The 21,260-nt window shown below is 37.6% G+C and carries 21 protein-coding genes and 2 other annotated features; of the genes, 19 read left to right on the forward strand and 2 right to left on the reverse strand.

Annotated features, from left to right (window positions below; translation table 11 throughout):
* Window positions 1-131 precede the first annotated feature (131 nt).
* Window positions 132-737, reverse strand: coding sequence for a 30S ribosomal protein S4 (rpsD, locus tag ACE025_RS09290; RefSeq protein ID WP_485939410.1), 606 nt, complete (start codon window positions 735-737; stop codon window positions 132-134).
* A 280-nt stretch (window positions 738-1,017) separates the two neighbouring features.
* On the reverse strand, window positions 1,018-1,485 hold the full coding sequence (locus ACE025_RS09295; protein ID WP_485939411.1) for a GAF domain-containing protein: 468 nt from the start codon (window positions 1,483-1,485) through the stop codon (window positions 1,018-1,020).
* Between the two features lie 201 nt (window positions 1,486-1,686).
* Between ACE025_RS09295 and ACE025_RS09300 the strand changes: the two genes are divergently transcribed.
* The 19 genes from ACE025_RS09300 (at window position 1,687) to ACE025_RS09390 (ending at window position 21,255) form a co-directional block, all read left to right on the forward strand.
* Window positions 1,687-3,402, forward strand: coding sequence for a septation ring formation regulator EzrA (locus ACE025_RS09300; protein WP_485939412.1), 1,716 nt, complete (start codon window positions 1,687-1,689; stop codon window positions 3,400-3,402).
* 195 nt (window positions 3,403-3,597) lie between these two features.
* On the forward strand, window positions 3,598-4,737 hold the full coding sequence (locus ACE025_RS09305) for a cysteine desulfurase family protein (protein ID WP_485939413.1): 1,140 nt from the start codon (window positions 3,598-3,600) through the stop codon (window positions 4,735-4,737).
* Between the two features lie 29 nt (window positions 4,738-4,766).
* Window positions 4,767-5,984: a tRNA uracil 4-sulfurtransferase ThiI gene (gene thiI / locus ACE025_RS09310; protein WP_485939414.1), complete on the forward strand. Its 1,218-nt coding sequence runs from the start codon at window positions 4,767-4,769 to the stop codon at window positions 5,982-5,984.
* Between the two features lie 133 nt (window positions 5,985-6,117).
* Entirely contained in the window at window positions 6,118-6,609 is a 492-nt protein-coding gene (gene tpx, locus ACE025_RS09315) for a thiol peroxidase (RefSeq protein ID WP_485939415.1), read from the forward strand.
* Between the two features lie 134 nt (window positions 6,610-6,743).
* On the forward strand, window positions 6,744-7,340 hold the full coding sequence (locus tag ACE025_RS09320) for a histidine phosphatase family protein (RefSeq protein WP_485939416.1): 597 nt from the start codon (window positions 6,744-6,746) through the stop codon (window positions 7,338-7,340).
* Window positions 7,337-7,717, forward strand: coding sequence for a MerR family transcriptional regulator (locus ACE025_RS09325; RefSeq protein WP_485939417.1), 381 nt, complete (start codon window positions 7,337-7,339; stop codon window positions 7,715-7,717). The genes ACE025_RS09320 and ACE025_RS09325 overlap by 4 nt, the downstream gene beginning before the upstream one ends.
* Before the next feature lie 52 nt (window positions 7,718-7,769).
* Window positions 7,770-8,003 (forward strand) — a binding site (T-box leader).
* A gap of 71 nt (window positions 8,004-8,074) precedes the next feature.
* Window positions 8,075-10,723: a valine--tRNA ligase gene (locus ACE025_RS09330; RefSeq protein ID WP_485939418.1), complete on the forward strand. Its 2,649-nt coding sequence runs from the start codon at window positions 8,075-8,077 to the stop codon at window positions 10,721-10,723.
* A gap of 90 nt (window positions 10,724-10,813) precedes the next feature.
* A complete protein-coding gene (locus ACE025_RS09335; RefSeq protein ID WP_485939419.1) occupies window positions 10,814-12,151 on the forward strand; it encodes a bifunctional folylpolyglutamate synthase/dihydrofolate synthase in 1,338 nt (445 codons plus the stop codon).
* A gap of 18 nt (window positions 12,152-12,169) precedes the next feature.
* Entirely contained in the window at window positions 12,170-12,841 is a 672-nt protein-coding gene (locus ACE025_RS09340; RefSeq protein WP_485939420.1) for an HAD family hydrolase, read from the forward strand.
* An 83-nt stretch (window positions 12,842-12,924) separates the two neighbouring features.
* A complete protein-coding gene (gene radC / locus ACE025_RS09345) occupies window positions 12,925-13,584 on the forward strand; it encodes a RadC family protein (RefSeq protein ID WP_485940080.1) in 660 nt (219 codons plus the stop codon).
* Window positions 13,585-13,796: 212 nt separating this feature from the next.
* Entirely contained in the window at window positions 13,797-13,997 is a 201-nt protein-coding gene (locus tag ACE025_RS09350) for a cold-shock protein (protein WP_204210628.1), read from the forward strand.
* A 462-nt stretch (window positions 13,998-14,459) separates the two neighbouring features.
* Entirely contained in the window at window positions 14,460-15,473 is a 1,014-nt protein-coding gene (locus ACE025_RS09355) for a rod shape-determining protein (RefSeq protein WP_485939421.1), read from the forward strand.
* A gap of 182 nt (window positions 15,474-15,655) precedes the next feature.
* Window positions 15,656-16,507 (forward strand): rod shape-determining protein MreC, encoded by an 852-nt coding sequence (mreC, locus tag ACE025_RS09360; RefSeq protein ID WP_485939422.1) that lies wholly within the window; start codon window positions 15,656-15,658, stop codon window positions 16,505-16,507.
* 2 nt (window positions 16,508-16,509) lie between these two features.
* Window positions 16,510-17,031 (forward strand): rod shape-determining protein MreD, encoded by a 522-nt coding sequence (mreD, locus tag ACE025_RS09365; RefSeq protein WP_485939423.1) that lies wholly within the window; start codon window positions 16,510-16,512, stop codon window positions 17,029-17,031.
* Between the two features lie 42 nt (window positions 17,032-17,073).
* Complete coding sequence (locus ACE025_RS09370) at window positions 17,074-17,763, forward strand: septum site-determining protein MinC (protein ID WP_485939424.1); 690 nt, start codon at window positions 17,074-17,076, stop codon at window positions 17,761-17,763.
* The gene (gene minD / locus ACE025_RS09375) at window positions 17,763-18,557 is read left to right on the forward strand and encodes a septum site-determining protein MinD (protein ID WP_485939425.1); all 795 of its coding nucleotides are present in this window, start codon (window positions 17,763-17,765) and stop codon (window positions 18,555-18,557) included. The genes ACE025_RS09370 and minD overlap by 1 nt, the downstream gene beginning before the upstream one ends.
* Window positions 18,558-18,591: 34 nt before the next feature.
* Window positions 18,592-18,838 (forward strand) — a binding site (T-box leader).
* A 107-nt stretch (window positions 18,839-18,945) separates the two neighbouring features.
* Window positions 18,946-19,746: an amino acid ABC transporter substrate-binding protein gene (locus ACE025_RS09380; protein ID WP_485939426.1), complete on the forward strand. Its 801-nt coding sequence runs from the start codon at window positions 18,946-18,948 to the stop codon at window positions 19,744-19,746.
* Between the two features lie 44 nt (window positions 19,747-19,790).
* Window positions 19,791-20,585 (forward strand): amino acid ABC transporter substrate-binding protein, encoded by a 795-nt coding sequence (locus ACE025_RS09385; protein WP_485939427.1) that lies wholly within the window; start codon window positions 19,791-19,793, stop codon window positions 20,583-20,585.
* A gap of 34 nt (window positions 20,586-20,619) precedes the next feature.
* Window positions 20,620-21,255, forward strand: a complete 636-nt coding sequence (locus tag ACE025_RS09390) for an amino acid ABC transporter permease (RefSeq protein WP_485939428.1) — start codon at window positions 20,620-20,622, stop codon at window positions 21,253-21,255.
* Window positions 21,256-21,260 lie beyond the last annotated feature (5 nt).

Consider the following 21,260-nt stretch of genomic DNA (forward strand, 5'->3'; position numbering starts at 1 on the left):
TGATTAATAACAAAAACAGGAACTTAATAGAAAGAGAGAACACGGTATGAAATTAGCTATAAACAAAAAAGCTTGGAGATCTATGAAAGATCTCCAAGCTTTTAAGAAAGATAACCGAATGAAAATTCTTATTATCTTGAGTAGTATTCAACGATAAGAGTTTCGTCGATTTCAGCACTCAATTCTTCACGTAATGGAAGACGAGTTAATGAACCTTCTAATTTTTCTTCGTCAAAAGAAACGAATTCTGGACGACCAAATACAGATTCAACAGCTGCTTTGATGATTTCCAAGTTTTTAGATTTTTCACGAACTGAAACAACTTGTCCTGGTTGAACGCTGTATGATGGAATATCAACACGTTTGCCATCTACAAGAACGTGACCGTGGTTTACTAATTGACGTGCTTGACGACGAGTAGTAGCTAAACCTAAACGGAAAACAACATTATCCAAACGTTGCTCTAAAAGGATCATGAAGTTATCCCCATGTTTTCCTTCTTTGATAGTACCAGCTTTTAAGAATAGGTTGAAGAATTGACGTTCATTTACACCGTACATGAAACGTAATTTTTGTTTTTCTTGTAATTGCAAACCGTATTCAGATAATTTTTTACGGCTGTTTGGACCGTGATCTCCTGGTGCATATGGACGACGTTCGATTTCTTTTCCTGAACCAGTTAATGAGATACCTAAACGACGAGATTTTTTCCAACTTGGGCCTGTATAGCGTGACATTATAAAATTCCTCCAATGAATAATTTTTTGGAGTAAAATAATTAAGTTAAAAGTTCAGTAATACGTGCAGTTCATTTTCAATCTTCACCTTTGCAGCCGCAGGTTACACAATTGGACTAAACTAAAGAGTCACCTCTTTAGGCAATGAACTGTTGACGCGGTTACCACTTTTTTTGCTGCATTATTTTACACAACCATTAGTATACCGTATGAATGAGTGAAACGTCAAGTGTTTCTCGGTTTTGATATCAATATAAATGTTATGAAAAAGGTATCTTTTTTAGTTGGCCGCATTCATTAAAATAGCTGCAAACTCTTCAAGATATTTTTTGTCGATTTCATCGAATCTTTCAGTAATAGGTGCATCGATATCCAATACACCAATCAATTCTCCATTTTTAGTCTCAAGAGGAACGACGATCTCAGATTGACTTGCTGCGTCACATGCAATGTGACCTGGGAATTGATTGACATCTTCAACTACGATGGATGTTTTTTTTTCAAAAGCTGTTCCGCAAACACCCTTTCCAGGTTGGATTCTAACGCATGCTACTTTTCCTTGGAACGGTCCTAAAACCAATTCTTTAGAAGATTCTTCAAACAAATAAAAACCAGACCAATTGATTTGAGGTAAAGTTTCATAAAGTAAAGCAGATGCGTTGCTTAAATTAGCAATTAAATTAGATTCTCCTTCTATTAGAGCACGGAGTTGATTATTCATTAGTGAATAGCTGCTTTCTTTTGACATATGTGGACTCCAACTTTCTTTTTAGGAACGAGTTAAAGATTGTTCCAGAATTTTTTTATTTCTAGTGTTAGAAATATTTCATTATGTTATACTAATTAATAGGTATTTTACTAGGAAAAATGAAAAAAATCCATCCCTTATGCATAAAAGTGAAACGAACGGATAAAACGGGTGGTTCATTTCAAACGGAGGGCTTTACACATGAAAGTTGAAATTATCATAGCTGTTATTCTTTTCTTAGCAGTAGCTGCTTTTATTTTCAGTTACATAACGAGGAAAAAACATTATCGAATAGTGGATCAATTAGAAGAACAAAAAAACCAGTTATTGGATATGCCGATAGTAGATGATGTACAAGTCATCAAGACCCTGAAGCTAACAGGACAAACAAAAGAAAATTTTGAAAAATGGGAAAAAGAATGGAAAAAAGTAGAAACGGTTTCTATCCCTGAAATTGAGAATAACTTATATGAAGCAGAGCGTTCTGTTGATAAGTTGCGTTTTAGTCATGCACGAGGTTTAGAAGAGGATGCTAAAAATAAACTGAGCGAAACCAAACAAACATTGCTATTGATCCAAGATGCTTTAACAGAATTGGTGAGAGGCGAAGAAAAAAATAAAGAAGAATTGGACAGAATCAAAGAAACTTATCAAAATATCCGCAAGAAGTTATTAACTCAAAGTTTTAGTTTTGGCCCTGCTTTAGAACAATTGGAACAAAAATTGACTTTTCTGGAAACAGACTTTTCACTTTTTTCTGAGTTTACAGCTCAAGGAGATCATATCGAGGCAAAAGAAGTTTTAGAAAACGTCAACGCTAAAACTGAGACTTTAGATGCTTATATTACTGAAATTCCGCTGTTGCTAAAAGAGATCAATGGAGAATTCATTGAGCAATTAAAAGAGATCAAAACAGGTTATGATATGTTGATTGAAGAAGACTTCCAATTTCCAGATGACCACATTGAAGATAAAATTTCTGAAGTGGAGCAAGAAAGAACAACCGCTGGAAAATTAGTTGGTCAATTGGAAATCGATGCTGCTAAAGAAAAACTGCCAATCATAGAAGAAGAAATTGATAAGTTGTATGACATTTTGGAAACAGAAATGAGCGCCAGCCAATATGTAAATGAGCATCGAGAAAAGTTGGAACAACTGATTGATTATTTAACGCGTAAAAACAGTAAATTGCTGATCGAGATCGATCGCGTTTCACAAAGCTACAAACTGAACCATGACGAATTGAAACAAACACAGGGTTTTAAAGACCAATTAGAGGGAGTAACAGAAACTTTCCGTTATTATCTAGAGGGACTGCAAAATAAAGCTGTTGTGTATTCCGAAGTCCAAGAAGCGTTTGAGAAAAACCTTAAAGAGTTGGAAGACATTGATAAGAAACAAAATGACATTGCTCAACAATTGAGAGAATTACGTAAAGAAGAAACACATGTCAAACAATTGATTGATGATTTTGAATTTAATATGCGCGGGATGAAAAGGTATATTGAAAAACAACATCTACCTGGTCTTCCTACAGAATACATGGATTTATTTTTTGCAGTGACTAAAAAAATCGAGAATTTGTCTGTTGAGATCAATAAATTGAGAATCGATATGGATGAGATCAAAAAAATGGCTGATTTTATTGCAGATGATATCGAACTGCTGATTGATAAAACAGAAGAAATAGTGGATACAGCATTATTGACAGAGTATATGATGCAATATGCTAATCGTTACCGTCAGAGCAATCCGCAAATCGCTTCAGCTGTTCAAAAGAGTTCCACTTTGTTCAGTCAAGAATATGACTACCGAGAAGCGCTTGAAACCATCTCGACTGCTTTAGAAGAAGTCGAACCTGGAGCATATAAAAAAGTCGAAAACACCTATTTTAATGAAGTTAAACCATCAGAATAGAAATGAAAAGCTGAGTGAGGGAAATCGCTCAGCTTTTTTTTATGCCAGAATAAGATAAAGTGAAACAGCTAACAAGATGTGTCTAGAGATTGAAAAAGCTAAATGAAACCTTGTACTTACTAAAGATTTTGTTATAATAAGTAGAGAATTTTTTAACTAATAAATAATTAGTTAAAGTAGAAAGAATGTGGAAAAATGATTTATTTCGACAATAGTGCTACAACTAAAGTTGATGACAGCGTATTGGAGACGTTTATGCAAGTAAGTCAAAAAATGAACGGCAATCCTTCGAGTTTGCATCGTCTAGGGGATATAGCAGATGGCTTGCTGCAGCAATCAAGAAAGCAGATTGCTTCTTTGCTGCATGTTAAAGATTCTGAAATCTATTTTACCAGCAGCGGAACAGAAGGCGATAATTGGGCGATTAAAGGGACAGCTATTGAAAAGATGCGTTACGGCAAACATTTGATCACTACGTCAGTAGAACATCCGGCAGTCAAAGAAAGTATGGCCCAATTGGAACAATTAGGGTTTAAAGTAACGTATCTGCCGGTTGATGAAACAGGAGTCATTTCCGTTTCGGATTTGAGAAATGCTTTGCAGCCCGATACAGTATTGGTATCGGTTATGGCTGTAAACAATGAAGTGGGAAGTATTCAGCCTATAGATGAAATCGGCGAAGTTTTAAAAGAGTATCCATCTATTCACTTTCATGTAGATGCAGTTCAAGCTGTAGGGAAAATTCCCTTGAATTTAAGCAGCTCTTCCCGTATTGATCTAGCGACTTTTTCGGGACACAAATTCCATGGCTTAAAAGGAACGGGTTTCTTGTATATCAAACATGGAAGAAAAATTGCTCCTTTATTGAGTGGGGGCGGACAAGAAAAAGGTCGCCGTAGTGGTACGGAAAATGTTGCGGGGATAGCGGCTATGTCTAAAGCATTGCGATTGTTATTCGATCAGCAAGAAAAAAAAACAGCTAATCAAAGGCTGATCAGAAATTACTTGATGGATGAGTTGAGCAAATACCCTAAAGTTCAGTTGTTTTCAACCAAAGAAGGTGCTCCTCATATTGTTTGTTTTGCTTTGCAAGGTATTCGAGGAGAAGTAAGTGTTCATGCATTTGAAAAAGAAAATATTTTTATTTCGACGACCAGTGCATGTTCCAGCCGTAGCAAAACGACCTCTAGTACATTATCGTCTATGGGTGTACCTGAAAAAACCGCTACTGGAGCAGTCCGGGTCAGTTTGACGGATACCAATACTATTGAGGAAGCACAACAATTTTTAAAATCATTTGATGTGTTGTATCAAAATTTTAAAGATATCAAATAAGGTAGAGAGATTTAGAGAGGAAGTACGTTATGCAATACAATGAAGTGATGGTTCGCTACGGTGAACTATCAACAAAAGGAAAAAACAAAAAGATTTTCATCAACCGCTTATCACAAAATGTTAAAGCGGCATTACGCGATTTTCCGCAAGTTAGAGTTCACGGCGAACGGGACCGTATGCATTTAGAATTGCATGATGCAAACAGTGAAGAAGTGTTAAAACGATTGAAATCGATATTTGGTATTCAAAATTATTCTCCCGTTATGAAATTAGATAGAGACATGGAGCAAGTAAAACGTGTGGCTGTTGAGATGGTTAAAGAACAGTTCTCACCAGGGAAAACATTTAAGATTGCTACTCGAAGAGCTGACCATGAATTCGAACTAGACACAAACGATATCAACCAATTGCTCGGCGGAGAAGTCTTGAGAAATATTGACGGTATTAAAGTTCAAGTCAAAAAACCAGATATTACTTTACGAGTTGAAGTGCGTTTAAATGGAATCTTTTTATCTAGTGAAACGATCCAAGGAGCAGGTGGTCTCCCTGTAGGTTCAAGCGGTAAGGGAATGTTGATGCTGTCTGGAGGAATCGATTCGCCAGTAGCAGGATATTTGGCAATGAAACGCGGGGTAGAGGTAGAAGCAGTTCATTTTCACAGTCCTCCATACACGAGCCCAAGAGCTTTGCAAAAAGCGAAAGACTTAACGGCTAAAATTGCTGCTTTTTCAGGAAGTATCCAATTTATTGAAGTGCCATTTACTGAAATTCAAGAAGAAATCAAAAAGAAAGTTCCAGAGGGATACTTGATGACAGTAACGCGTCGTTTTATGATGCGCATCACAGACCGTATTCGTGAACAACGTAAAGGTTTAGCTATTTTCAATGGAGAATCTTTAGGCCAAGTGGCGTCGCAAACAATGCACAGTATGATTGCTATCAACGATGTGACGAACACACCTGTTTTACGACCGGTAGTCTCCATGGATAAGAATGAGATTATTAACATCGCTCAAAAAATCGATACATTCGACTTGTCTATTCAACCTTTTGAAGACTGTTGTACGATCTTTGCTCCTCCAGCTCCTAAGACCAAACCGGACTTAGAAAGAACAAGAGAGTACGAATCCAGATTAGATGTAGAAGGCTTGATTGAACGTGCTATGGCAGGATTAGTCTTCTCTGAAATCAGCGTAGGAGATACTCTAGAAGCTCAGCAAGAAGAAGCTTTTAGTGCACTGCTTTAATAAATAAAGTCATAAAATGGATCGCAGAATGTTGTTCTGTGATCCAAATTTTTTGTCTAAATTTTATTCTGCATAGCCATCGAGCGAAAAGAGCTTTATACTAGAGACAGATGTTAGTATAGGAGTGGATGAAATGGAAATCACAAGAAAAGGTACACCGTATCAATTAGAAGGAACACAACCTGCAGTTGGGGAAAAAGCACCTGGTTTTTCATTGTCTAATTTAAATGAAGATCAAGTATCGCTGGCAGATTTTACAAATCAAGTCATCGTAATCAGTGTTATACCGGATATTGACACACGCGTATGCGCTCAACAAACAAGAGTGTTCAACGAAAAAGCCAGCAACATTGAAGGCGTGCAGTTACTGACGATTTCAAATAACACAGAAGATCAGCAACGGAATTGGTGCGCAGGAGAAGGATTAGATATGGAAATGCTGCATGATACAAGTCTGACTTTTGCTCAAGCTTACGGATTATATATGCCTGGATTAAAGAAGTTGGCACGTTCCGTTTTTGTGATTGACAGAAAAGGAAAGATCGTTTACCAAGAAATTGTTCCTGAAATGGTGGATGAACCAGATTATGAAGCGGTGATCGAAGCTGCAATATCTGCTCGATAAACTGAATAACTAAGATAAAAATCAAGTGGCGATTCACTTGATTTTTTTCATATACACATTCTCTTATTGACTTAGAGTAGACTCCAAGTGTTACTATAAAATAAAAACGCTATCAATTAATGAGGAGTGGAAATATGGAAAAAATATTTAATCTTATGCGGCACGGGCAGACTTTATTTAATATGAGACGAAAAATACAAGGAGCCTGTGATTCACCGTTAACGAAATTGGGTATCCAACAAGCTAAAGAAGCAGGTGAATACTTTAAAGACATTCCGTTGGACCACGCATACAGCTCTACTTCAGAAAGAGCATGTGATAGGTTAGAAATCTCTACGAATTATCAAATGCCGTATAAACGTTTAAAAGGCTTAAAGGAAATGAATTACGGTGTATTCGAGGGAGAAAGCGAAGACCTGCATCCACAGGACAAAAAAGTATATGGCACCTTTTATCTGGATTATGGCGGAGAATCTAGAGCTCAAGTCAGAGAACGAATGGTAAAAACCTGTACAGAAATTATGGAAGTTGATGATCATCAGACTGTTTTAGCCGTCTCTCACGGAGGAGCTTGCTATCAATTTCTAGGACACTGGCAAGATCCAGCTGATGAACTAAAAAAAGGCTTTCCGAACTGCTGTATTTTCAAATATGAATTTGATAGTGTAGAGAAAGTTTTTTCTTTGTTGGAAGTTATTCGACCTACTATTGGAGTGGAGACGGTTATATGAATATTTCAAAAGCTAGTCAAGTTGCAGGCGTCTCTGCTGATACCCTTCGTTACTACGAAAAAATCGGGTTGATTCCAACAGTTGATAGAGATCGTAATGGAAATCGAAACTATAAAGAAGAAGATTTCAAATGGATTGAATTTGCTAAACGTATGCGGACTGCGGGTTTGTCAATCAACGTGTTGTCCGAGTACCTGCATTTATTTAAAGAAGGCGACAGTACTATTGAAGAGCGTTATACTTTACTGCAAGAACAACGAAGCGAATTGCAAGAACGAATCGGTCAAATGCAAAAAACGCTTGATCGATTAGATCAAAAGATCTTGAATTATGATAGTCAATTGGTGAAAAGAGAAAACAAATTGGCGAAGAAATAAACTCGTATATTCGTTATTGAATTTTAAAAATGAACATGCTATTCTATTAAGGAATAAAGCGATGAACAAGAGGAGTAGTTTCAGGTTTCAATTTGAAGAGAAAAGGATGCTTGGTGGGAGTCCTTAATTGAACTGGAATGAAGGTAGCTTGGGAGCTGACAGAGTGAATGAAGAGTAGCTTTGTCCGGACTAACGTTTCGTTACTAACGTGAATGAAGTGGTCTATCCAGTATATTGGATAGGCAATATAGGTGGTACCGCGAATCCAAAAGCATTCGTCCTAATAATAGATCAGGATGGGTGCTTTTTTAGTTTTTTCAGCAGAATACAGGATAAAAAAGAAAAGGAGTGTTCAGCATGGCAAAAGAAATCACAATGCCGACGAAATATCAGCCGAATGAAGTTGAGGCTGGTCGTTATGAAAAATGGTTGGAAAAAGATTTGTTCAAACCAAGTGGAGATAAAACGAAAGAACCTTATTCAGTGGTTATTCCACCACCGAACGTTACAGGTAAACTGCATTTAGGACATGCCTGGGATACAACGCTACAAGATATTTTAGTGCGTCAAAAACGCATGCAAGGTTACGATACATTATGGTTGCCGGGAATGGACCATGCTGGGATCGCAACTCAAGCCAAAGTAGAAGCAAAACTAGCTGAAGAAGGCATCTCCCGTTACGATCTAGGAAGAGAAAACTTCATCGATAAAGTATGGGAATGGAAAGAAGACTATGCTAGTGTCATTCGTGAGCAATGGGCAAAAGTTGGAATCTCTGTTGACTATAGCCGCGAGCGTTTCACATTAGATGAGGGATTATCAGAAGCCGTTCGTAAAGTATTCGTAACCATGTATGAAAAAGAATTGATTTATCGCGGTGAATACATCATCAACTGGGATCCTAAAGCTAAAACAGCTTTATCGGATATCGAAGTGATCCATAAAGATATCGAAGGTGCTTTTTACCACATGACTTACCCGTTAGCAGATGGCAGTGGTGAAGTGGAAATTGCTACAACGCGTCCTGAAACGATGCTGGGAGATACTGCAGTAGCTGTACATCCTGACGATGAACGTTATCAAGGATTGATTGGTAAAACTGTTACATTGCCATTGATGAATCGTGAGATACCGATCATTGCGGATGATTATGTTGACATGGAATTTGGTACTGGAGTGGTTAAAATAACTCCTGCCCACGACCCGAATGACTTTGAAGTAGGGAATCGACACGATCTTCCTCGTGTCAATGTGATGAACGGTGATGGATCTATGAATGAAACTGCAGGGAAATATGCAGGAATGGACCGTTTTGAAGCTAGAAAAGCTGTCATTAAAGATCTGGAAGCTGAAGGTCGTTTAGTGAAAGTAGAAAAAATGGTCCACAGCGTTGGACATTCTGAGCGTACTGGAGTAGTGGTGGAACCTCGTTTGTCTACTCAATGGTTTGTTAAAATGGCACCATTAGCTAAAGAAGCTTTGGAAAACCAAGCGACAGACAAAAAAGTCAATTTCGTCCCAGAACGATTTGAAAAAACGTATACTCAATGGATGGAAAACGTTCATGACTGGGTTATTTCTAGACAATTATGGTGGGGGCACAGAATTCCAGCTTGGTACCACAAAGAAACTGGAGAAATGTATGTAGGAATGGAAGACCCGGCAGATGTTGAAAATTGGGAACAAGATCCTGATGTATTGGACACATGGTTCAGTTCAGCATTATGGCCGTTCTCAACAATGGGTTGGCCAAATGAAAATGCAGAAGACTTTAAACGTTATTTCCCGACCAGTACATTGGTGACGGGTTACGACATTATCTTCTTCTGGGTAAGCCGTATGATTTTCCAAAGTTTAGAATTTACCAATGAACAGCCGTTTAAAGATGTGTTGATTCACGGATTGATCCGTGACGAGCAAGGACGCAAGATGAGCAAGTCACTAGGAAATGGTATCGACCCAATGGACATTATCGACAAATACGGTGCAGACGCTATGCGCTGGTTCTTATCTACCGGTTCTGCTCCAGGTCAAGATGTTCGTTTCAGCTATGATAAAATGGACGCGGCTTGGAACTTTATCAATAAAATTTGGAATGCTAGCCGATTCGTTTTGATGAACTTAGAGGATCTGGAAGTAAAAGACATTGATTTAACGAGAGAAAAAACAGTAGCCGACCGTTGGATCTTAACGAAATTAAATGAAACGATCCAATCTGTTACGGAATTGACAGACAAGTATGAAATCGGTGAAGCTGGTCGTCATTTGTATCATTTCATTTGGGATGATTTCTGTGACTGGTATATTGAAATGAGTAAAGAAATTTTATTTGGCGAAGACGAAGAAGCGAAGTTGACGACAAGAAGTATCTTGGCTCACGTTTTGGATCAAATTTTACGTTTGCTGCACCCGATCATGCCTTTTGTGACTGAAGAAATTTGGGAAAACATTCCACATGAAGGGGAATCGCTTGTAGTAGCGGCATATCCAACGGTTCAACCAGAATTGTCCGATAAAGCAGCTTCAAAAGGGATGGATGTATTGATGGAATTGATCCGTTCAGTGCGAAATATCCGTTCAGAAGTAAATACTCCATTATCGAAAAAAATCAATATCCTAATCAAGACAAATGACGATACCATTGAAGCGTTCTTAAAAGAGAACACATCTTATATCGAACGTTTCTGTAATCCGGAAATATTGACGATCTCTAAGACTATTGAAGCACCAGAAGAAGCGATGACAGCTATTATTACAGGGGCTGAGATTTACCTTCCGTTGGCTGGATTGATCAATATTGAAGAAGAAATCGCTCGTTTGGAAAAAGAATTGGACAAATGGAACAAAGAAGTTCAACGCGTTCAAGGCAAATTGTCGAATGCGAAATTCGTCAATAATGCTCCAGAAAAAATTGTTCTAGAAGAAAAAGCTAAAGAAGCTGAGTACTTGGAAAAACAAGCAACAGTAAGCGACAGAATCACAGTTCTAAAACAAAAATTCTTATAAGATCTAACGAAGTGCCAATAGAAAAAGCTGTGTCCTGAAAAGGGTACAGCTTTTTCTACTGCAAATCGATACAAAGTATCTTATAATAATATGGAAAGCAGTTTAATGGAAGAACGGTGGGAAGATATGTGGAAGACTTATGAAGAAGCATTGAATTGGATCCACGGCATTCGAACATTTGGTAAAAAGCCGGGATTAAAGCGCATGGAATGGATGATGGAACGGTTAGGGCATCCTGAAAAAATTACACCGGCGATCCATGTAGCTGGTACTAATGGAAAAGGATCGACGGTTACGTTTATTCGCAACATGCTGGAAGAGCATGGATTGGTCGTAGGGACTTTCACTTCTCCTTTTATTGAGGTATTCAATGAGCGAATCAGTGTCAATGGCGAGCCGATAGAAAACGATGAGATTGTGCGGTTGGCGAATAAAGTTTATCCTTTGGCCCAAGAGCTGGAGCAAACGGAACTAGGCGGTCCAAGCGAATTTGAAGTGATCACAGCTATGATGTTTACTTATTTTGGAGAAGGACATGTAGATATTGCGGTTATAGAAGTCGGTTTAGGAGGGTTGTATGATTCAACCAATATCGTGCTGCCTGAAGTGTCTGTCATCACGACGATCGGTATGGATCATATGGCCATACTGGGTGATACTTTACCCGAGATAGCTAAGCAAAAGGCAGGCATCATCAAACCTGCTGTTCCTGTAGTAACTGGGAATATCCCTTATGAAGCACTGGAAGAGATTAAGCAACTAGCGTTGGAGTGTCAGAGCCCTCTTTATGAGTATGCAACTGATTTTTCGGTCTCAGACTGGCATACATTGCCAACATGGGGAGAACAGTTTACTTTCGAAGATGACGTATTGCGGTTGAGAACGATCCAACTTTCTATGCTGGGGAAACACCAAGTAGAAAATGCTGCAGCAGCTATTAAAGCAGTGGAATTATATGCAGAAAGAAAACAACTCACTCTCAAACACGAAGCTTTATTGAGAGGGTTGAAAAGAGCCTTCTGGCCAGGCAGGATGGAAAAAATCAGTGATGAGCCGATCATTGTATTGGATGGTGCTCACAATGAACCTGGTGTTGAGCGTCTGGTGGAAACAATCAAAAACGACTTTCCTGAACAAGAAGTACGAATTATATTTTCAGCTGTCGTCAACAAAGATATTCAGCAAATGGTGGATCTGATTCAGAGTCTGCCGAATGCTCAACTGGGTCTGACGACCTTTGATTCACCTAAAGCTGCAACGAATGAAGAACTTAGACCATATATTCGTTCAGGAATCACTTATTATGAACAGTGGCAAGCAGGGTTGTTGTCTGAGTTGGAAACAATGGGTGAAGGCGGAGTATTATTCATTACAGGATCATTGTATTTTATTTCTGAAGTACGGCGTGAATTGTTAGCCGCTGATTAAGTCATTAGGGGGATTTGGATGAAACAATTAAAAACAGTTATATTTGATATGGATGGTTTGATGTTCGACACAGAAATGATGTATTACACAGCTAATCAAAAAGCTGCAGATGAAATAGGATTGTCATTTACTTACGAGTATTACGAAAGATACATTGGAGCTTCTGATGAAGAATTTTTTGCCAACATGTATAAAGATTTTGACGACGAACAAAAAGTAGATACGTTTATTGAAAAAAGCCGCGTTTATTTGTTAGACCATATCGAATCAGCAGGTATCTTGATTAAACCTGGGCTAAAAGAAATGTTGGCTTTTCTAGAAGAGAAGGGCATTCGAAAAGGAATCGCTTCAAGCAGCAGAAGAGACATGATAGATCTGTGTATCAATAGTGCTGGAATCGCTCATTATTTTGATGAGATCGTTTCTAGGGATCAAGTGGAGTTTGCTAAACCTAGTCCGGAAATATTCGAGAAAGCTTGGAATTTATTCGATGGAGAAAAAGAAGAAACAGTGATTCTTGAAGACTCAATGAATGGTATACGAGCAGCATTCGATGCAGATATTCCAGTTATCATGGTTCCTGATTTGTTCCAGCCTACTAAAGAAGCTGAGGAAAAATCGTTAGCTATCCAAAAAGATTTGTTTGAAGTGAAAAAATTTCTTCAAAATAATTGGATTCTTTCAAATTAAAAACAAAACAACACCTTCTTTGCATATATTATGCCAAAGGAGGTTTTTTTGTGTTATCAAATCAAACGAACTTATTAGCAGAAATGCCTGTCCAGTCTCGGCCAAGAGAAAGACTGGAGCAGTACGGCGAAAAAGCTTTATCAAATCATGAATTATTGGCGATACTATTACGTACAGGAGTAAAAGGTGCAAATGTTGTATCGGTTGCTTTGGATATTTTGACTACTTTTGATGACTTGTATTACTTAAAACATGTTTCATTAGAGGAACTGGTTATGATATCTGGTGTTGGGAAAACAAAAGCTATTGAATTAAAAGCTGCTATTGAATTAGGAATAAGAATCGCTCAAGCTCCGCAAATAAAAACTGGGCAAATCACTTCCAGTCGGCAAATAGGTGAAATGATGTCTGCCGAGATGGGCGACTTGCAGCAAGAACATGTCGTGGTGCTGTTCTTAAATACGAAAAATGAAATCATCAAAAAAGAAACGATCTTCAAGGGTGGTTTGAGCTCAAGTGTGGCACACCCAAGGGAAATATTTAAAGGGGCAGTACGATATTCAGCTGCAAAAATAGTGATTGTTCATAATCACCCGTCTGGCTGTCCAAAGCCGTCAGAGGCAGATTTCTTATTTACAAAACGTGTAGCAGAATGCGGTGATTTAATGGGAGTAGAATTGTTGGATCACATTATCGTAGGACAAAACGACTACGCCAGTTTAAAGGAGCTTGGTATTTTTTAAAGGTGAAAGCTGATAGTCATGGGGATGGGAGTGAGAAGACAAAAAGAATTTAAAAAAGAGTGCATTATAGGTTGCTAAGATTTTTTTATCATGTTATACTTTAGTTAGCATTTTGTTAGGTGGAAAAAAGAATTGTTTCAAAACATTCCGAATCGTACCGTCAGCAACAATGTGAATTATATAGTGCTTACAAGCACGAGGAGGAATTTTTCATGGAGCAAGGTACAGTAAAATGGTTTAACGCAGAAAAAGGATTTGGATTTATCGAACGCGAAGGCGCAGACGATGTATTCGTACATTTCTCAGCTATCCAAGGAGACGGATTCAAAACTTTAGAAGAAGGCCAAGCAGTTTCTTTCGACGTAGAAGAAGGTAACCGTGGACCTCAAGCTGCTAACGTTAACAAAATTTAATTAAATTTAAACATTTAAAAATTTATCAGTTAGCTAAACAGTCTAGTGTAAACTAGACTGTTTTTTTGTGTTTTAAAAAATAAATTAGGTTAAAATAGTGTAGAAAGAAAGATTAGGACAAAATTTATGCAGGATCAAGAAGCGAAAAGAAAATAAAGTATGACTAAATGGATAAAATATGAAGGGAATTAACAGTACACCTTTATATTGTGTCTATAAAATTGTATACTGAATATAGCTTTAAATAAAATGGTCTCAATTGCAAAGATTACGAAACTATTGAGAGCTACTTAAATTTACATTAAAAATAAGTGTTATTAATGCGTCTGATTTCAATTTGAAGTATGATATTAAAAGCGGAAAAATGCGGAACGTTCAAAGAAACGTTTCTGGGGAAGTCTAATCTTTTTCTTTAAAAGAGAAAATAAATAGTATGATTAGACAATTGAGAGGATGAAAAGCGTGTTTAATTTTGGAAGTAAAAACATAGGAATAGATTTGGGGACAGCTAATACTAATGTCTTCGTAGAAGGAAAAGGTATCGTTTTAAGAGAACCATCAGTGGTAGCTAAAGACATCAATACGGGAGAAATCGTATCAGTTGGTGAAGAAGCCAGAAACATGATCGGAAGAACTCCCGGGTCGATCGTTGCGATTCGTCCAATGAAAAATGGTGTGATTGCGGATTTCAATATCACTGCTGAAATGATGAAATATTATATTAAAAAGGCCATCGGCAAAAGAACGTCTAAACCTTACGTGGTAGTTTGTGTGCCAAGCAGTGTGACAGAAGTTGAAAAACGTGCTGTCATCGATGCTACTCGCCTATCTGGTGCAAAAGATGCATACATCATCGAAGAACCGTTTGCAGCTGCTATCGGTGCTGGTTTGCCTGTAATGGATCCAACAGGAAGCATGGTAGTGGATATTGGAGGTGGAACAACAGATGTTGCAACGATCTCATTAGGAGGAATCGTCAGCAGCAGAACAATCCGTTTAGCTGGAGACAGAATGGATGAAGTCATTATTCATTACATCCGTAAGAAATATAATTTATTGATTGGTGAAAGAACGGCTGAACAAATTAAAATAGAAATCGGATGTGCGTCAGTTGAAAAAGCAGCTGAATACGGCACAATGGATATCAGGGGTAGAGATTTACTTACTGGGTTACCACAAACGATTGAAATTTCAGCAGTAGATATCGCTGAAGCGATTCAAGAAGTAGTAGAAGGCATCGTTATTGCCGTTAGAGAAACATTGGAAGAAACTTCGCCTGAGATCTCAGCGGATGTTATCGACCACGGTATCGTATTGACCGGCGGAGGAGCGCTTCTTAAAAATATCAGCGATGTTATTGCAGAAGAAACAGATGTACCTGTGTTTGTAGCCAACGACCCACTGGATTGTGTAGCAATCGGTACGGGAGACGCTTTAAAACATATAGACGTTTACCAAAAACGAGGAAACAGATAAAACGATTTTTTTCAAGCGGGTATGGATTATCCATCCCGCTATTTTTGAGTGAAGGATTTGTTCTGCATTATATAGGCAAAAATGTATTATAGAACTCAAAATAAAATGCGAAAACAGTATGCTTATTTTGAGCAACCTATGGTAAAATATACACAGCCTGTAAAAATCAACGAGGTGGTACTTTGAATCAGTTTTTTTCAAATAAAAAACTTATTATTTTATTAATCAGTGTAATCGTTGTTCTTGGTCTAGTAGCGTTTTCTATCACAGGAAGCGGGAATGCTCCAATCGTCCAGCGTTTTACAAACGATATAACAGCTTTGACCAGCAGAATATTCAGTAAACCGGCTAATGGTGTAGTAAACATTATTGATTCCGTGGAAGGTTTGATTGACACTTATGAAGAAAACAAATCATTGAAATCCAAAATGGATCAATTATATGAAACAGAAGCTAAATTAGCGTCTTTACAGCAAGATAATGAAAAAATGCAAGAGCAATTAGATTTAACTGAAACATTGACCGATTACAATAGCATCAATGGTGCAGTAATCGGACGCAACCCGGACAATTGGGTAGATCAGTTGATTATTGATAAAGGAAGCCAGAATGGTGTTGAAATGAATATGTCGGTTATGGGTGGAAACGGCTATATCGGACGAGTTGTTGAAGTTAGTCCAACAAGTTCTAAAGTGCAGCTCGTAACGACTTCTCATCAAAACACTGGCAGAGTCTCAGCACAGGTGTTGACAGATAATGGAGTTGTTCATGGCATCATCAGCGGATATGAAGCTGAAACAAATCGTTTGATTTTGAATCAAATCATTACTGATGCAACACTGAAAGAAGGGGATCAAGTAGTAACGTCAGGTTTAGGCGGCTTGTCACCCAGCTCTTTATTGATCGGAACTGTCGATGAAATTAAGCTAGACTCATACGGTTTAGCTATGGAAGCTTACATCAAACCTGCAGCTGACATGAACGACATTCGTTTTGTGACGATTATTCAAAGAGCGTCTGGAAGTGAGGAATAAGGATGCTGAAAAAAACAAGAATCAATATTTTTGTTCCGCTCACGATGTTTATAGCTCTTTTATTAGATGGAGTGATCGCGACAGTTTTTTCTGCGCAGATGTACACACCTACCAGTGATATGGTTCCTAGATTGATCATCGTGTGCACGATTATTTTTGCATTCTATATCGATCGCAGCTACATGATTCTTTTTGGGATCCTTCTCGGATTGCTGTATGACAGTTATTATGTAGGGATATTAGGGATCTATACTTCACTTCTCCCTGCGATCATTTATTTAAGCGATAAATTGAAAAAGATTCTAAATCCTAATTTATTGGTGCTGATTATGATAACGATTCTTCAACTTAGCTTAACGGAGTTTTTATTATATGGATTTTATATGGTTATCGACTTAACGACCATTGATGTTACTACTTTTTTAGCAAATCGTTTAGGACCAACGTTAGTATTGAATACTATATTATTGCTGGTACTTTACTATCCGCTGAAAAAATTAGCTGACGCTATCACACACGATTAAAAATAGGTTTGTAAGTCTTTTGAAATTGGGGGATAAGATTTAATGAAGCAGAATGTTGCATTAAAGGGAATTAAGGATGGCTTTTTATTAAACTTAAGTGATACAGCTTCTTTTGAAGAGTTACTGGAAGAATTGGATGGTCTGCTTGAACATCTAAGAGCAGAACGAAAACTTTCTGGTGAAACACGTCAAAATATACAATTGGAAGTACATTCAGGTAATCGTTTATTGAATGACGATCAAAAAAGCCAGCTGACTAATAAAATTGAAGAGAATAGTCACTTTTCGATCAAATCATTTGCCTCAAATGTTTTGACTTATGAACGAGCAATCGAATGGCAAAAAGAAGTTAGCTTAGAAATGAAAGTGCAAACCGTAAGAAGCGGACAGATTATAGATGCTCCAGGAGATATTCTGTTGATTGGAAAAGTTCATCCTGGAGGCGTGATCCGTGCGAAAGGCAGTATTTTTATTATTGGCGAACTTCATGGATTGGCGCATGCAGGAATCGAAGGAGATACTTCAGCTGTTATCGTAGCGGATTTTCTGACTAAAGCTCAGATTCGTATCGCTGACAGCATTGAAGTGATCGATAATGAAGACGAAGAAAGTCCTTCTAGTAAAGTAGAAGTAGCCTATATAAATGATTTACATATCTTATCTTTTGAGACGTTGGATCGGTTAAAGAAAATACAGCCGTCTATCGATAAAGTGACAGGAGGATTATTTTAATGAGTACAGCGATTGTCATTACTTCCGGTAAGGGTGGAGTTGGAAAAACAACTTCAACGGCTAATTTAGGAACTGCATTAGCATTACAAGGGAAAAAAGTGTGTTTGATCGATATGGACATCGGGTTGCGCAACTTAGATGTTATTTTAGGATTAGAAAACCGAATCATTTACGATATTGTAGATGTGGTAGAAGAAAGAGCTAAATTACACCAAGCATTGATCAAAGATAAACGATTCAATGATAACTTGTATTTGCTTCCTGCCGCACAAAATGCAGATAAAAGCTCAATCAATGAACAACAAATGATCGACATTGTAGAAGAACTGCGAACAGATTATGATTATATCTTAATCGATTGTCCAGCAGGGATCGAGCAAGGGTTTAAGAACTCCATTGCAGCGGCTGATGAAGCTATTTTAGTAACGACACCCGAGATTTCTGCTATACGAGATGCAGATAGAATCATTGGCTTGTTGGAACAAACTGAAATTGAAGAACCTAAATTAATCATCAACCGTATTCGTAAACGAATGATGCAAGATGGTGAAGTGATGGATGTAGATGAAATCACTCGTCACTTATCTATCAACTTATTAGGCATCATTTTCGACGACGACGATGTAGTTCGTTCTTCGAATAACGGAGATCCAATTGTATTGAATCCTAAAAATGCTGCTTCGCAAGGATATCGAAATATCGCGCGCAGAATTTTAGGTGAAACAGTTCCATTGATGTCGATGAAATCAGAAAAGCAAAGTTTCTGGCAAAAAATATTTGGCAAAAAGAAATAATTATGATATAGTACCTTTAAATTAAATAGTCTTTTTAAAAGCAAAGAAGAGAAAAAGTAGGAATTAAATCTTTTAAGAGAAGTTGCGGGTGGTGAAAGCAACTAAGAAATAATTTTGAACACACATCTCTGAGCTGGCAGCTGAACTGATTTAGTAAGTTGACCCGGGAGTGCCCGTTATAGTACTAGCGTTTAGTAGTCTTGAACGTGATGAGGCAAGTATCTGTGAAGAACTTGCGAAAAAAGGTGGAACCACGATAGTAATTGTCAATCGTCCTTTGATTTTTCTTTAAAAAGAAAATCAAAGGACGATTTTTTGTATTTTCAGACTGCAGCTGAAAATATTTGGTAAAAATAAAAAAAAAGATACACAAAAGGAGCAAGTACACATGAAAAAAAACGCATTGAAATCATTTTTGGGTTTAGGTATTTTAACATCACTACTAGCAGGTTGCGGATCTACAGAAGGTCAGACTGACTCTTATGATCAAATCATTGAAGAAGGAAAAATTGTTGTTGGGTTAGATGATACCTTTGCTCCGATGGGATTTAGAGACAGTGAAGGCGAGATCGTTGGTTTTGATATCGATCTAGCTAATGAAGTTGCCGGAAAAATTGGTGTGGAAGTTGAATACCAATCTATTGACTGGGCATTGAAAGAAACTGAATTAAAGAGCGGAAACATCGATGCTATCTGGAACGGATATACGATTACAGATGAAAGAAAAGAACAAGTTGATTTTAGTACACCTTATTTAGAAAACAGCCAAATCATTATCGTGTTAGAAGAAAGCGAGATCCAAAGCAAAGAAGACTTAAAAGGCAAAGCAGTAGCAGCACAACAATCTTCTAGTGCAGTAGATGCGATCAATGCAGACCCTTCAAATATCGTTGATTCATTCGCTAATGGAGAAGTGGTTCTTTACCCGTCTAACAATGACGTATTCAACGATCTGGCATCTGGCAGAAGTGAAGCAATCGTAGTAGATGAAACGCTGGGCCGTTACTACATGAAACAAAATGCAGATATTGCGTACCGTGTATTGGAAGATAATTTTGGAGAAGAAGAATACGCAGTTGGTATGCGCAAAGAAGATGACAAACTAACAGAAGCAATCAATTCAGCTTTAGAAGAAATGAAATCTGATGGAACCTTTGACGAGATCTATGCAAAATGGTTTGCAGAATAATCTGTTTTCTATATTATTGAAAAGGACTGATGACTTTGAAAAAAATGAACTTAGTCACACTTATTGCAGTTTTGTCACTTTTTTTACTGGCTTGCGGTAAAGAAGCAACTTCAGCAAATGAAGAAACGACTGGTTTTACAGGTGAACCTGGAGATACATTGGTTGTTGGTTTAGATGATACTTTTGTACCAATGGGGTTTCGAGATAATGAAGGAAACTTAGTCGGGTTGGATATAGACTTGGCAACAGAAGCAGCTGATCGGTTAGGAATGAAAGTGGAATTTCAGCCAATCGATTGGGCAATGAAAGAGACAGAACTTAATTCAGGAAATATTGATGTTATTTGGAACGGGTATTCTGTTACAGAAGAGCGCAAAGAGAAAGTCAATTTTACTACGCCATATCTTTCTGGAGGACAAATTTTTGTTGTGTTAGCGGACAACTCTATAAACAACTGGAAAGATTTAGAAGGCAAAGTAGTATCTTCGCAACAATCTTCCAGTACGGTAGATTTGTTGAAAAATCATGAGAGTGGCATTGTGAATACTTTCGAAGGCCAAGATGTGATACAATATCCATCCTATAATGACGTATTCAATGATTTAGAAAGCGGCAGAAGTGATGCTGCTGCAGTTAGTGAATTATATGCACGGTATTATATGAAACAAAAAGGAATTGAAAAGTATCGTGTGTTAGAAGAAGGATTTGCTGAAGAAAATACAGCAGTAGGAGTCAGAAAATCTGATACGGTATTTTTAGAAAAACTGAATGCAGTTTTAGCTGATATGGAAAAAGACGGCACTTTAACAGAGATAAAAAATAAATGGATCGCAGATTAAAATGAAGCAACAAAGCAAAGGATGAGTGTAGAAAATGAATTTGATTACTGAAATCATGCCTAGTCTGATAAACGGGCTGCAAACAACGTTGGGATTATTTTTTATTATAGTAGTAGTAACCATTCCGTTAGGGTTTTTAGTAGCTTGTGTAAGAGTATATGCACCTAAATGGATCTCGTGGATCATACAAGTTTATATTTATGTAATGAGAGGAACACCTTTATTGCTTCAGCTCATGGTAGTCTTTTTCGGATTGCCTCTTGTAGGGATTACTTTTGATCGGTTTGCAGCAGCTGTATTCACGTTCATTATCAACTACACAGCTTATTATGCAGAAATTTTTCGCGGAGGTATTTTATCTGTTCCCAATGGTCAATTTGAAGCGATCAATGTATTAGGAATTGGGCGTGTTAGAGGATTTATCAAAATCATCATTCCGCAAGTCTTGCGTGTGGTATTGCCGTCAGTTGGAAACGAAGTGATTTCTTTAGTGAAAGATACTTCATTGATTTATATTTTAGGGCTGGGAGAATTGTTACGAGCAGGTCAAATCGCAGCAAATACGTATGCGTCCTTGCTGCCTTATGCAGCTGTAGGGATAATTTACCTGATCATCACTGGCTTAGTTACATTAGCCTTAAATGCAATTGAGAAGAAATCGAATTACTAAAGGAG

The sequence above is a fragment of the Desemzia sp. AGC72 genome, from assembly GCF_057334175.1.